The 11861-nt window shown below is 69.1% G+C and carries 13 protein-coding genes; all 13 read right to left on the bottom strand.

The genetic code is table 11. The features are described 5' to 3' along the window. Window positions 1-23: 23 nt before the first annotated feature. The 13 genes from gspG to M3M27_RS08560 all read right to left on the bottom strand — a co-directional run bounded on the left by gspG (window position 24) and on the right by M3M27_RS08560 (window position 11847). Window positions 24-464, bottom strand: a complete 441-nt coding sequence (gspG, locus tag M3M27_RS08620; RefSeq protein WP_434027788.1) for a type II secretion system major pseudopilin GspG — start codon at window positions 462-464, stop codon at window positions 24-26. 132 nt (window positions 465-596) lie between these two features. Further along, complete coding sequence (locus M3M27_RS08615) at window positions 597-1181, bottom strand: transposase (RefSeq protein WP_434027787.1); 585 nt, start codon at window positions 1179-1181, stop codon at window positions 597-599. Between the two features lie 153 nt (window positions 1182-1334). Further along, the gene (locus tag M3M27_RS08610; protein WP_140718668.1) at window positions 1335-1901 is read right to left on the bottom strand and encodes a transposase; all 567 of its coding nucleotides are present in this window, start codon (window positions 1899-1901) and stop codon (window positions 1335-1337) included. A gap of 165 nt (window positions 1902-2066) precedes the next feature. Continuing rightward, window positions 2067-3059 (bottom strand): FecR family protein, encoded by a 993-nt coding sequence (locus tag M3M27_RS08605; RefSeq protein WP_434027786.1) that lies wholly within the window; start codon window positions 3057-3059, stop codon window positions 2067-2069. 98 nt (window positions 3060-3157) lie between these two features. Continuing rightward, window positions 3158-3676 (bottom strand): RNA polymerase sigma factor, encoded by a 519-nt coding sequence (locus M3M27_RS08600; protein ID WP_140718670.1) that lies wholly within the window; start codon window positions 3674-3676, stop codon window positions 3158-3160. After that, the gene (locus M3M27_RS08595) at window positions 3669-4274 is read right to left on the bottom strand and encodes a TonB-dependent outer membrane receptor (protein ID WP_434027785.1); all 606 of its coding nucleotides are present in this window, start codon (window positions 4272-4274) and stop codon (window positions 3669-3671) included. Before M3M27_RS08595 ends, M3M27_RS08600 begins: the two co-directional genes overlap by 8 nt. A gap of 1034 nt (window positions 4275-5308) precedes the next feature. Further along, entirely contained in the window at window positions 5309-5908 is a 600-nt protein-coding gene (locus tag M3M27_RS08590; protein ID WP_434027784.1) for an OmpH family outer membrane protein, read from the bottom strand. Window positions 5909-5959: 51 nt separating this feature from the next. After that, a complete protein-coding gene (locus M3M27_RS08585) occupies window positions 5960-6736 on the bottom strand; it encodes a SapC family protein (protein WP_140718673.1) in 777 nt (258 codons plus the stop codon). Window positions 6737-6770: 34 nt separating this feature from the next. Next, window positions 6771-7076, bottom strand: a complete 306-nt coding sequence (locus M3M27_RS08580) for a hypothetical protein (RefSeq protein WP_434027783.1) — start codon at window positions 7074-7076, stop codon at window positions 6771-6773. Window positions 7077-7130: 54 nt separating this feature from the next. Continuing rightward, window positions 7131-8861, bottom strand: coding sequence for a putative porin (locus M3M27_RS08575; RefSeq protein WP_434027782.1), 1731 nt, complete (start codon window positions 8859-8861; stop codon window positions 7131-7133). A gap of 49 nt (window positions 8862-8910) precedes the next feature. Next, a complete protein-coding gene (locus M3M27_RS08570) occupies window positions 8911-9609 on the bottom strand; it encodes a TonB family protein (RefSeq protein WP_434027781.1) in 699 nt (232 codons plus the stop codon). A gap of 6 nt (window positions 9610-9615) precedes the next feature. Further along, window positions 9616-10026, bottom strand: coding sequence for an ExbD/TolR family protein (locus M3M27_RS08565; RefSeq protein WP_434027780.1), 411 nt, complete (start codon window positions 10024-10026; stop codon window positions 9616-9618). Between the two features lie 9 nt (window positions 10027-10035). Further along, the gene (locus M3M27_RS08560; RefSeq protein WP_434027779.1) at window positions 10036-11847 is read right to left on the bottom strand and encodes a DUF2341 domain-containing protein; all 1812 of its coding nucleotides are present in this window, start codon (window positions 11845-11847) and stop codon (window positions 10036-10038) included. Window positions 11848-11861: the final 14 nt, after the last annotated feature.

Raw genomic sequence — 11861 nt, 5'->3', positions numbered from 1 at the left:
TCATTGCACCGACAGGCGACGCATCACAACTGCCAGGAACCGATGTCCGCATCCGCCTTCTCCCCGCCGGCCTTGCCATCGGCACCGAGCGAGAACACGTCGATCTCGCCGTTCTGGCCCGGGTTCGAGTATTGGTACGGATGGCCCCAGGGGTCCGGCGGCAAGCGTTCCAGGTAAGGCTGCGCACCGCCGGCCGGCGGGTTCACCAGCGCCTGCAGGCCCTGCTCTTTGGTGGGATAGCGGCCGTTGTCCAGGCGATACAGCTTGAGCGCCTGCATCAGCGCGGCGATGTCCTGGCGCGCCGCCGTGGCGCGCGCCTGGTCGGGCCGGTCCATCAACCGGGGCACGATCAGCGCCGCCAGGATGCCGATGATGACGACCACCACCATGATCTCGATCAGGCTGAAGCCGCGTTGCCGCGGCGCGCCGGGGCCCATGGGAATGCTGGTACGGACGATATCCATCTCACTGTCCTCGGTGCGCCAGAAAAACCCGCTCGGCGATCCTTGCAGGTGCGTGTGTCAGAACGGTAAAAAAAGGTTTGGAAAACGCGCTGCGAACGCGGCCGCGAAAGGCGCGCACGGATCGTGGCGCGTTCATGCCGCCCTGACCTCGGCGCGGCGGCCGCCTTCCGGTGCTTCCTCGCGCAGCGCGCGGGGCGTCGCGATCTCCATGTGGATGGCATGCACCAGCCCGAGTTCGGAGACGAACCGCTCCAGCGGCGCGCGCGCGAGCAAGAGCTCGATCAGCGCCCATGCATCGGGATGGCGGGACAGGCGCGCCAGTTCGCCCACGAAGCCGGGCCGGTCCACCTCGGCCTGCTCCAGGCCGACGAATCCCTCGAACAACGCGTTGTGGCGGAGCTGCTCCTGCAGGAATCGAGCGCTCTCGATGCCGTAGACGCGCTGCAGGATCAACGCGCGCAGCCGTGCGGCGACGTCCGCATCGCCCTGCTGCTGGCCCGCGAGCGCGTGCAGCGATGCGGCGTTCTCCTGCATGCGCGCGTCGAGATGCGCGCGCAACGCCGCCAGCGGATGCCGCTCGGGAACCGGGCTCGCTCCGCGGACCGTGTTCAACCAGGTCTCGTGCGAGACGATCCACACCCAGGGCTTGCCGTAGCGGCATACCGAAACGGGAACGCGCTGGGCCGACTTCAGTATCCGCGTCAGCGAGCGATCCATCTCCAGCATCGTGACTCTGGGAAACTCGTCCATACGCGCTGCGCCCCATGTGATGGCATGGGGCCCGCCATCGCCGGCCGGGCCCCTCCCCATGAAGACGGATCGCGCCGGCCGCGAGCGACACGCAACGACGCGGCGACGCCGCCGCCGGCATCACCAGGGAAGCCGCGAACGCCAGTGCTTCATCGCATCGGCCTCCATCGCGAGACCGGAACTGCGCAGCACGTCACCAATCGGAAGCTCCTGCAGCAACAGTCCCACCAGATCGACGGCTCCTTCGTCGTCGAGCACGTTGCGCAGGCCGTCGGCCAACTGCGCGGGCTTCCAGCTTTCCAGCAGCACGCTGTCGAAGCCGACGAACCAGCCGAACAGGCGGTTGTGGACGATCTGCTCGTGCAGGAGCGCCACGCTGCCGAACGAATAGATCGCCTGCAGGACCAAGGCGCGGAACAGCGGCTCGGGCGTCGTGCCGAGCGGACTGGTACGGAACAGGCGCCTCATCAGGGCGACTTCCTGCTCCAGCACCTCGTCGACGTGCTTGCGCACCGGCACCAGCGGGTGGTCTTCCTGCGAGAAACGCAGGTGCTGGTGCTGCTGCCGCCATGTCGCGTCCGAAAGGATCCACACCCACGGCATGCCGTAGCGCGTCACCAGCAAGGGCTCGCGCCAGGCCGAATCCAGGAACGCCGACAGGCTGCGCCTGAGATCGACGGCGCTCACTTCCGACTTTCGCACTACCGGTACCTCCTTATCCGGCGCTTCGCAACCGCAGCGGCCCGCGCCGGCGGTTTCGGCGGCGACACCATGCCCGCACTGGAACGTGCCATCCATTGGAGACGTATCCCGCGCGGCGAAGACGAACGAGGGCGTTCGTCCCGCGCGCCTTCACGCCAGCAGAACGACGCCGCCGGGATAGGCGTGCACGTCCAGGTTCAATGCCAGCCGCAGCTGTTCGATCACCGCATCCGGATCGTCGACGCTGAACCGCCCGCTGACCGGCTGGCGGGCGACCTGGTCGTCGAGGATCACCACGCGGCCCGGTCGATAGCGGTTGAGCTCATCGACGACCTGCGCGAGCGCGGCCTGGCGGAACACCAGCACGCCCTGCTGCCACGCCGCCACGTCCGCCGGGTCGACCGCCACCAGCCCGCCGATCGCATCGCGCGTATACGCCACCTGCTGGCGTGCCTGCAGGTTCAGCACGTGCGGCCCTGCATGCTCGACGCGCGCCGTGCCGGCCAGGCAACTCACCTGGACCCGTTCGCCGCTGCGCCAGACATCCACGCGCGCGCCGTCGCTGTCGAGCACCACGCAGCCGTTGCCCGCACGGATGGTGAAAGGACGCGCGCCCGACAACCGGACGCCGGCGCGCCCGGCGACCAGTTCCATGGCCTGCACGGGCCCGTCGGCGACGCGCAGGCTGGTCTGGGCGTCCATCTCGACCACCGCCCGGCCCGCGAGCTGCACCTGCCGGCGCTCGCCGGTGGACGTGCGGTAGTCGGCGCGCAGTTCGTCCAGCGATGGCCACAGCCCCAGCGGCGGACGCCATGCCGCGAGCGCCACCAGGGCGGCCGGCGCGGCCAGCGCGCCACCGATGAACGCCCGCCGCCGCAACAGCGGCCCGCCCCTTCCGCGAGCCGCTCCCGGCGCCGCCAGCGGCTTCCAGTTGGCCACGTCCTGGCCGGCGCTGCCGATCTGCCGCCAGAGCCGTTGCGCCTTGGCGAACGCCGCCCGGTGCTCCTCGCTGATGGCGCACCAGGCCTTCAGGGCATCGGCGTCGGCCGCCGTGGCCTGGCCCGAGGTAAGCAGGGCGATCCAGGCATAGGCCTCCCGCTCGAGGGGGCTGACGGTACGGATCCGCTCGTCCGATGGGTTCATGGGGTTCTTCTGCGGCGCCCGGGCACGCCGGGGCCACCTGTTCGCTCGATGTCTCGCCTAACTGTAGACGGATCGAGCGCGTGCAATACGCACGAAATCTAAATGCCGAGGCGGGCCGCGATGTATTCCTGGGCGGCCTTGAGCTCCCGCTGCACCAGGCGCAGCGACACCCCGAGGCGCTCGGCCACGTCGCGCTGCTGCATGCCCTCCACGCGCACGGAGAGCAGGATCTGCCGGCGGCGCGCCGGCATGCGCTCGATGATGCCGGCCAGCGCCTCCAGTTCGAGGCGCTCCTCGGTCGACTGGGCCGGGCCGGGATTGGGGTCGGCCAGGTTCAGCAGCGAATCGATTTCCTCGGCATTGAGCAGCCGGCTGTCCGCCCGCTGCCGGTCGACCATCACGTTGAAGGCCATCCGCAGCAGGTAGGCGCGCGGGTTGCGCACCGCTTCCAGGCCGCGTTGCTCGGGGCGGGTGGCCAGGCGCAGCCAGACGTCCTGCAGGGCGTCGCTCGCCTGCTCCGTGCATCCCAGGCGGCGCGCCAGCCGTCCCCTCAGGTCGTCGTAGGCCCCGAGGAGATAGTCCCTGAGGTCCGCCGTGTCCGCCATGCCGTCAGCCATGAGCCGCTTCCTCCTCCGTGACAGGCGCCGCGTTCCGCCCACCGGGGCAATCCGCCGAACGCGCGACCGTCTTTGGCAATATCAACAAGGTCAACGGCTGCGGCATGCCGGCCGGTGGGGCCTCGAATGCCGTTGCCGAAATCGTCTCCACGAGGGCCGCATCGAGCGAGGGGTCGCGGGTGGTGTCGAGCAGCTTCACGCGCCGCGGGCGGCCGTCGCCGCCGATGTCCAGTTGGATCGCCGCCCGGTAGTCGCCGGGAGCGAGCCGCGCGTCCTGGCAGAACCTGCGGCGCAGGTTCGCTTGCGCGCTGCCGTAGTAGGCGATGTACGCCGGAGGCGTCCGGGCGGGCGCAACGCTGCGCACCGGCACCGACGCCGTGGGCAGCAGCACGACCCGATCCGGTCCGGAATGCCGGGGCATCAGCCCGGTTCCGTCGATCAGCATGCGCAGCCCCGCATCCGGGGTGAACCGCCCCTTGACCGCCCTGGAAGTCCTCCCTTGCGCCAACGCGCCCTGGTAGAGGACCGACCATCCGGTCAAGCTGCTGTAGCGCTCCAGCGCCACCTGCAACGGCAAAGCCTGGATATCGAACTCCACGGTGCCCTCGGCATCCGCCCCGGACACGGCCACAACATCCCCCCCTGTCGACTGCCCTCCCGTTGCCCCGGACGTATTCGCGCAAGCCAACCCGCACGCCAGGACCAGCGAGCCCATGCAAGCTTGCGCAACGTACGTCCTGACCACATTCACCTCGTGGAACGCCTGGCGTTGCATCGCATCGCAACCCCAGGCCCCACACTCGACATCCATCGGATGGCCGGGCGACCACCGCCGGCAATGGCGGTACCCCCGCTCCTCGTCGACAACCTAGCAAGCCCAGGTTGCACTTTTGCGACATTCCTACCTCGGGAATATCGCGATGGCGTTCCCGGAACCTGTTCATGCTGCCCAGGGCCACGCCGACGCCCATGAACAACGCCAGGCGGTTGCTGTCGCCCGTGATCTTGCCGTTGCTTGCGCTTTCCGTCTTTGATTCACCGCGGCCCTATCCGCGACGGCCCCGGAGCGCGTGGCGCACAAGGCGCGGAGACCCGGGGGCGTGCCTTCTTGGGGCGAAAGCCCTTGCTTCTGAAACAAGAAGCAAAAAGCCGAAGCGACGTCCCCGATTCCCGCCTTCGCGGGAGCGACGACCATGAAGACCATGAGGCTCCGCCCGTACCCCCGCCCGCCCTCGGGCACCTTCTCCCGAAGCGGAAGGAAGCCTGCATCGCCTGATCAGACAGCGCCGGTAAGGCCCGTCGGGACTGGAGTCCCTCCCACAAGGAACAGCACGAGGGCTCAGTCCCCATCCACCGGACCGAAGATCGGCAGGCAGCAATCAACTAGGACGTGGAATCGGGCCCTTCCTTGCGCTCCCTGACGATGCGATAGCTCTGGAAGCCCTTCCGCGGCGTGAACCGGCCGCTGTCTCCGGTGATGGCGTAACGGATCGCAGCGCCCAATGCGACCGGGGACGAGCATCCCCAGCCGCGCGCTTTTCGGTAGGCCTTCTGGAAGTCCCGCATGAACATACTTTCTCGCTGAAGACAGCTCTCCAGGGCAGTTCCGGCGATCTTACCCCAGCCACATGACTATCTGGTATCGCCTGCCGCGGCCGGCACGGGTTCCAGTGCGATGGGCAGCGCGGCGATCTTCGCATCCAGCCCAGCGACCACCTCCGCGGTCAGGTCGTTGCTCAGGTTGCCGCCCAGTACGCTGCCGCGGTCCAGCAGCAAACCGCACTTGTGACTGGCATAGACCTGCGCGATGACCGGCTGCGCCTCGTCGGAGATGCGCTGCATCGCCTTGAGCCGCGTGGCCTCGATCTGGCGGCCCCGCTCGGCGGCCTTCTGGCGCAGCGCGTTGAATTTCTGCATCGCGGCGCGCTGCTGTTCGTTCAACTGCGATTCCTGCAAGCCCGGCCGGCGCAGGCCCAGGCGCTCCATCTCCTGGTCGAGCGCGGCCTGCTCGCCGCCGATCTCCGTCTGCGCGGTCCGGGTGAACTGCTGCAGCTTCTCGTTGGTGCTCTTGCCGACCTTGGCATTGGCGAACACCGCCTCGCGACTCAACAGGCATACACCGGGCACCGCGCTGCCGCCCAGCGAGGTGGCGCTTTCCTGGGCCAGGCCCGGCAAGGGCAGCGATGCCGCGGCCGGCAGCGCCAAGGCCATCCAGAGGCTGATCTTCTTCATTTCGGCAAATCTCCTGGCAATACGCGAATCATCGGAAACGAGGCGGGATCGTCAGTCCGGCAGCAGGTCGGCAAAGCCGGCCAGCGAGAGCAGGTGCGCGTTCACCAACGCCAGCCATCCCTTGCGGTGCCATTCGACGACGACCTGCTCGGGCAGTTTCTCGAACGCTTCGGCCGACACCACCGAGAATCCCGTCAGCGTGGTCCGGCCGCCCTGCGGCGAGGCGATGCTGGCGGTACGCTCGAGCAACAGGCCGTTCTGCTCCAATGCGCCGACGAACGCCTGCGTGGCGGCGCTCTCGCGGGTGAACGCGTCGCAGAACTGCAAGGCTTGCTGGGTGATCGCGGCAGGCTTGCCGTCCTCGAACAGCGGCGCCCCCTCGCTTCCGTCCTTGACCACCATCGCGGACTCGGCGTCGATCGCCAGCGCGTAGTCGCCCTCGTTCATCTGCGCGAACACGAACGGATAGCGTCGCACGTAGGCCGGCACGTACGCGCCGGCCTGCCATGCGCCGTCCTTGACGAACCGGTTGCTCCGCTCCAGCCCGAGCACGGCCACCGGCATGCGCTCGGCGCCGGCGAAGACCAGCGGATAGTGGCGCGCGGCCGCGGCGAACTCGCCGGCCATGACCGGTACCGAGTTCGCGCCGGCCGCGAAATCCACGCCCGCGGGCCGGATCCGCCATGCTCCGTGGATCGCGGCGTTCAACAGTTCCGGCCGCCGGTAGAACAGCGGCGCGGCCTGGGCGTGGCGTTCGCTCGTTTCCGCGGCCTGCGGCGCCGCGTTCCCTGCTTCCGTACCGGTTCCTGCTTTTGCGAGATCGTTCATCCCTACTCCGTTTCCGATGTGTTTTCCGGAGCGGTCACGGGCGACCGGCTCCGTGGCCGTCCGCCAGCGCCATCTTGAGCAGGCGGCGTTTCCTGGGCTGGACGGCCTCGATGGATTTTTGCACTTCATCCCTCGGCAGGCCGGCGCGATCCAGCACCAGTTGCACGAGTTGCCGCGACAGCTCCGAATCCTCCTGCGCCTTCCACACCCGCGCGGGGATGAAGAACGCGACCGGGATGCCGTCCCGGGTCACCACCATGGGACGGTCGCCCGACATCAGGATCTCGCCCAGCTTGCTCGCCAGGCGCCTGAGGCTGATGACTCTCTCTTGCGTGCGCATCGATGTTTCTCCCTGCATATCGATCGGCCTTCAACGCCGGCCACGCGCCCCCTTTTAGAACTTGGCATTGACCTCCAGCTGGAACACGTCGATCGACAGCGGCGGGCCGAACACTTCCTTGGCCGCGAACCAGCTGCCGGTCACCCAGACGCGCTTGCCGAACAGGTACGAAGCGCCCAGGTAGTAGCCCTTGGCATTGGTGCCGCCCAGGTGGAAATCGGAATCGTTGAACGCATCGACCACCGCGTCCGGATCGACCCGGCGATAGCCGAGCCAGGCGTTCCAGTCGCCGATGGCGCCCGGCTGCAGCACGCCGAAGGTCGCCTGGAACTGGTAGGCCGTGTCGCCGCTCTTGATGTCGGCCGACGACGGCTGGCCGTCGGGGGCCGCGGCGAGATTGGTGACGATGCCGCCCTGCGCCCGTTCCCACATCTGCCTGGGATCGTAGGCCAGGTTCTTGATCCAGTTGCCGTCCAGCTGCAGGCCGTAGCCGCCGAACGCCGGCAGCGTGTAGCGCAGGTTGACGTCGAGCAGCTCGAACTCGGAGGCCAGGCCCACGTACTGCGGCTGCGGCGTATTGGCCGGATCGGCGGGATCCAGCGCGATGTTGCGCAACAGCATCAGCGTGTTGCCCTTCTGCATGAACGCCGGGCGCGTCCAGTCGGTGCTGCAGTAGTCGGCGCCCGCGTACAGCGCGCAGGGCTCGGACAGGCGGCCGTTGACGCGGCGGAAGTCGTAGTAGGCCAGCGCGCCGCGCAGGCGATGCGCGTCCGAGAACGCCCATTCCGCGCCCACCTGCAAGCCGTTGAGCCACTTGTCGCGGCTCTTCTGCTTGTTCGTGCTGGTGCTGGGGAAGCCGTCGGAGGAGTACTCCAGCGGGGTCATGCCCAAGGTCGCGAACAGCGAGAGATCGTCGCCGGCGAACTTGTCGGCGTACTGGAACGCGATGCCGTCGAAGTTCAGGTCGTTGGAGAACAGCGTCTCGGTGGACCAGTACGGATTGTCGAAACGTCCGCCGACCACGCGCAGCCAGTCCACCGGCTTCCAGGCGAGCCACACCTGGTCGATCCAGGCGTCCTTCTTGTCCAGTCCGCCGCCCAGCGTCTGCGTGGTCGAGACCGGCCCGTTGTCGTTGCCGGTGGCTAGGCGGATGCCGGCCTCGGTATTGCCGCCCAGGTCGGCGGCGATGCCGATGCGGCCGCGGATGCGCCAGGAGTTGTTGCGGTCCTGGCGCGTATTGCGCAGCGGCGGCAACCGCAGGTTGGTATTGGAATTGACGTCGTAGCCGGAGCCGTTGTTGATCGCCGGCCAATCGACCTCGATGACGCTGTTGCGGTCGGAGTACAGGCGCGACTCGTTGCGCACGCGCACGTCGCCCTGCACGCGGATGCGCTGGGTCCATTCCGGCACGGCGTCCGGCGCGGCCCAGCGCTCGTCCTTGGCCTGCGCCAGCACCTCGGCCTTCACTTCCTCGCGGATCTCGTCGCGCACGGTCTGCGGGATGTACGGCACGCGCACGTCGCCCGGCTGCGCCTGCACCGCTGCGGCCGCCGCCGGGGCCTGCGCACGCTCCTCGCGCTGGGCTTCCTGCAGCAGCAGCTGGCCGGCCTCGGGCTTGAGCGCGCCGCTGTCGATGAGGCTGCGGATCAGCTTGACCATCGTGCTTTCGTGCCCGGCCGCCTGCTGCGCCTGGACGTTGCCTGCCGCCAGCGCCAGTCCGAGCGCTGCCACCAGCGCGGTGCGCTTGATAGGACCGGGGATCGTGTGGAGTCCTGCACTTTTCATCGGGTGTTCTCGCAAGAGGAAATTCATCGGAAGGCGGAGATGCCGCGGTTCATCCGGCCGGGCGGCGCCCCTGCACCAGCACGCGCGCGGGGAACGGCAGCGACGCGGGCGGCCGCTCGTCGACCTTCCCGTAGTTGCGCAAGGCCTCGAGCACGGCCTGGTCGGCCTCCTGGTTGCCGCTGCCGCGCACCAGCTCGACCCGGCTGATCGTGCCGTCGGATTCGAGCCAGACATCGAGCTGCAACTGGAACGCCAGCCGGCGCACGCGCTCGTCGCGCGCGATGGCCTGCTGCAACGCGTAGCCCAGGTAGCGCCCGTAGCTCGCGTTGCCGGCGCCGCCGGGGCCCGCGCCGACGGAGCCGCCGCCGCTGCCCTTCTGGATGCCGAAGCTGTCGCTGCCGGCCTGCGCATCGGCGTCCATCGTCACCGGATCGGAGGTATCCGGCGTCGGCGCCTCCTCGGTGGGCTTGGGCACCTCTTCCAGCGGCTCCGGTTCCGGCATGGTCTCTTCCGGCTTCGGTTCCGGCTCGGGCTCCGGTTCGGGTTCCGGCGGCGGGGGCGGTGGCGGCGGCAACGCCAGCATCGGCATGTCGGGCACCTGGCGCTTGGTGGTCGCCGTGTCCTTGAACAGCAGATACCAGAGCAGCGCCCCCAGCGCGGCCAGCAGCAGGACCATGCCCGCCGCCGGCCGCCACCATCCGGCCGGCCTGCGCGGCGATCCCGTCGGGTTGGAGGATTCGGAATTCACGCCCGGTCACCCTTGCGGCTTGCCGGTGACCAACCCGACCTGGCTCAGCTCGATCCGCCGCAGCAGGTCCAGCACTTCCACCACGCGCGCGTACTGCACCTGCGCGTCGCCGCGCACGATCACCGGGAAATCGGCATTGACCGCCTTCTCCTGGCGCAGCCGGTCCTCCAGCTCGGGCAACGTGACCGGGTACGCGTCCAGGAACACCTGCCCGGCGTTGTCGATGGTGATCGCCTTGGTCTTGGGTTTCTCCAGCGGCGTGCTGAAGCTGGCCTTGGGCAGGTTCACCTCCAGCCCCGGTATCGTCGCGTTGCTGGTCAGGATGAAGATCACCAGGACCACCAGCAGCACGTCGACGAAAGGCGTCACGTTGATGCCCTTCTCGCGCTTCTTGATGCCGAATGCCCGCTTGGCCATGGCGCGTCCTCAGGCCTGGGCCGAAGGCGCGACGGCGCCGAGCGTGCCGTCCTCGGACTCTTCCGCCAGCCGCGCGGCGAATTCGTCCACGAACACCGCCATGTCCGCCGAGATCGACTCCGAGCGGGCCGACAGCCAGTTGTAGCCGAACAAGGCCGGGATCGCGACGCCCAGGCCGGCGGCGGTGCACAACAGCGCCGCCGCCATGCCGGGCGCCACCGAGTTGATGTCGACCGCGCCGGCCATCGCCGCCACCGCGAACACCAGCATGATGCCGATGACCGTGCCGAACAGGCCGACATAGGGCGCGCCCTCGATCGTCGTCGAAAGCCAGTTCATGCGCTTGGCCATGCGCTCGGTCTCGCGGATCACTTCCGCGTCCAGCGAAGCGCGGATCGCGCCGATCGCCGAATCGGACAGCCGCAGGCTGCCGGTATGCGCCTGCCGCCCCTTCACTTCCTCGATCGCGATCCGGTACAGCTTCCACAGCGTCGAGCGCTGCAGGATCTCCGGGCTGATCCGGCCGGCGCCGGCCATGTCGTTCAAGCGCGTGATGGAGTCGCCGGAGACCCTGCGGTACTGCTCGGTGAAGGCTTCGTTGGCCTTGTCCACGCTGCCGAAATACCGGCTCTTGGCGATCATGATCGCCCACGAGACCAGGAACATCAGGAACAGCACGACCACCACGACCCAGGCGTCCACCGGCATCGACTTGAGGATGAAGCCGAAATGGCTCACGCCCGCCGACTGCTCGTCCTCGCCGAACGCGAGCAGCCGCGAATCGCCGCCCTGCGACAGCGCATCGGCCTGGATGAGGGCCGCCGGGCGCGCCACCTTGGAAATGCGCACCTCGTCGATCGCGCCCGCGAACGGAGCGGCCGGCACGCTGGCGCTGGCGCCGTCGGCGGCCGCCGGCGCCGGGGCATCGCCGCCGATGTAGGTGTCGGTATTGAGCGCAGGCAACGCGGCGGGCAGGCGCGCCGCCTCGCGGCCGCCGACGTACAGCAGCACCTGGCCGTTGCCGGCGGCCAGCGCCAGCGCCGCAGGCTGTCCGGCGGCGAGCGCGCTGCCCGCCGCGGCGCGCGCCCCGTTCACCTCGACGAACGGCGTGCCGTTGTCCAGCCCCACCCGCAGCGAACCCGCCCCGTCGCGGCGCGCGTAGATCACCTGGTTGGGCGCCAGTTGCTCGGGCTTGATCCAGGCCGAGAACGTGAACGCGCCGCCTTCGGCGATCGCCAGCGACGGCGAAGCCGGCACCACCATCGCCTCGCCGCCCAGCTTCAGGCCGCGGCCGATGGCCACGCCATCGGCGCGCGGCAGCGCGTTGCGCGCGTTGTTGGCATAGGCCGTGGTGTCGCGCGCCGCGCCCTCCTGCTCGGCGAAGTGGTAGACCGCGCTGTAGTCCGGGTCGAACGCCTGCTGGCCGCTGCCGCCGGCCGGCGCCTTGTCGTTGCCGTAGTACATCCAGATCGTCTGCGCCGGGCCCGGCCCGACCGCCGGCACGTCGACCCAGATCAGCGCCATGCCCAGGCCCGGGTCGAACTGCTCGATCTGGTGGTTCAACACGGTGCGGCCGTCGGCCCCGACGAAGCGGATGTCGCTGCCGTCCGGCGCGACGCCGTCGAAGGCGAAGTTGCCGGCATGCAGGCGCACCAGCACCGGCATCCTCCCGGCGCCGGCGGCCAGCCCCGCGCTGCCCGCATCGAGCGTGATCGGCTTGCGGTATTTCCAGTCGGATTGCCACCACGAGGTGTCTGCGCTGGCCGCGCCGGACATCGCGATACCCAGCAGGAGCAACAGTGCGGTCAAGAGACGTTGCATGGACGGAGTTCTCC

The organism is Xanthomonas boreopolis (genome assembly GCF_046529185.1).
Taxonomy (GTDB): domain Bacteria; phylum Pseudomonadota; class Gammaproteobacteria; order Xanthomonadales; family Xanthomonadaceae; genus Pseudomonas_S; species Pseudomonas_S boreopolis.
Note: the sequence above shows the minus strand (reverse complement) of the source record. Positions and strands in the feature narration are given on the sequence as shown.

What these genes read in the sequence shown, in the direction of transcription:
- gspG (WP_434027788.1), bottom strand. Translation starts at nt 464, where the DNA reads ATGGATATCGTCCGTACCAGCATTCCCATGGGCCCCGGCGCGCCGCGG.
- M3M27_RS08615 (WP_434027787.1), bottom strand. Translation starts at nt 1,181, where the DNA reads ATGGATCGCTCGCTGACGCGGATACTGAAGTCGGCCCAGCGCGTTCCC.
- M3M27_RS08605 (WP_434027786.1), bottom strand. Translation starts at nt 3,059, where the DNA reads ATGAACCCATCGGACGAGCGGATCCGTACCGTCAGCCCCCTCGAGCGG.
- M3M27_RS08600 (WP_140718670.1), bottom strand. Translation starts at nt 3,676, where the DNA reads ATGGCTGACGGCATGGCGGACACGGCGGACCTCAGGGACTATCTCCTC.
- M3M27_RS08590 (WP_434027784.1), bottom strand. Translation starts at nt 5,908, where the DNA reads ATGAAGAAGATCAGCCTCTGGATGGCCTTGGCGCTGCCGGCCGCGGCA.
- M3M27_RS08585 (WP_140718673.1), bottom strand. Translation starts at nt 6,736, where the DNA reads ATGAACGATCTCGCAAAAGCAGGAACCGGTACGGAAGCAGGGAACGCG.
- M3M27_RS08580 (WP_434027783.1), bottom strand. Translation starts at nt 7,076, where the DNA reads ATGCGCACGCAAGAGAGAGTCATCAGCCTCAGGCGCCTGGCGAGCAAG.
- M3M27_RS08575 (WP_434027782.1), bottom strand. Translation starts at nt 8,861, where the DNA reads ATGAAAAGTGCAGGACTCCACACGATCCCCGGTCCTATCAAGCGCACC.
- M3M27_RS08565 (WP_434027780.1), bottom strand. Translation starts at nt 10,026, where the DNA reads ATGGCCAAGCGGGCATTCGGCATCAAGAAGCGCGAGAAGGGCATCAAC.
- M3M27_RS08560 (WP_434027779.1), bottom strand. Translation starts at nt 11,847, where the DNA reads ATGCAACGTCTCTTGACCGCACTGTTGCTCCTGCTGGGTATCGCGATG.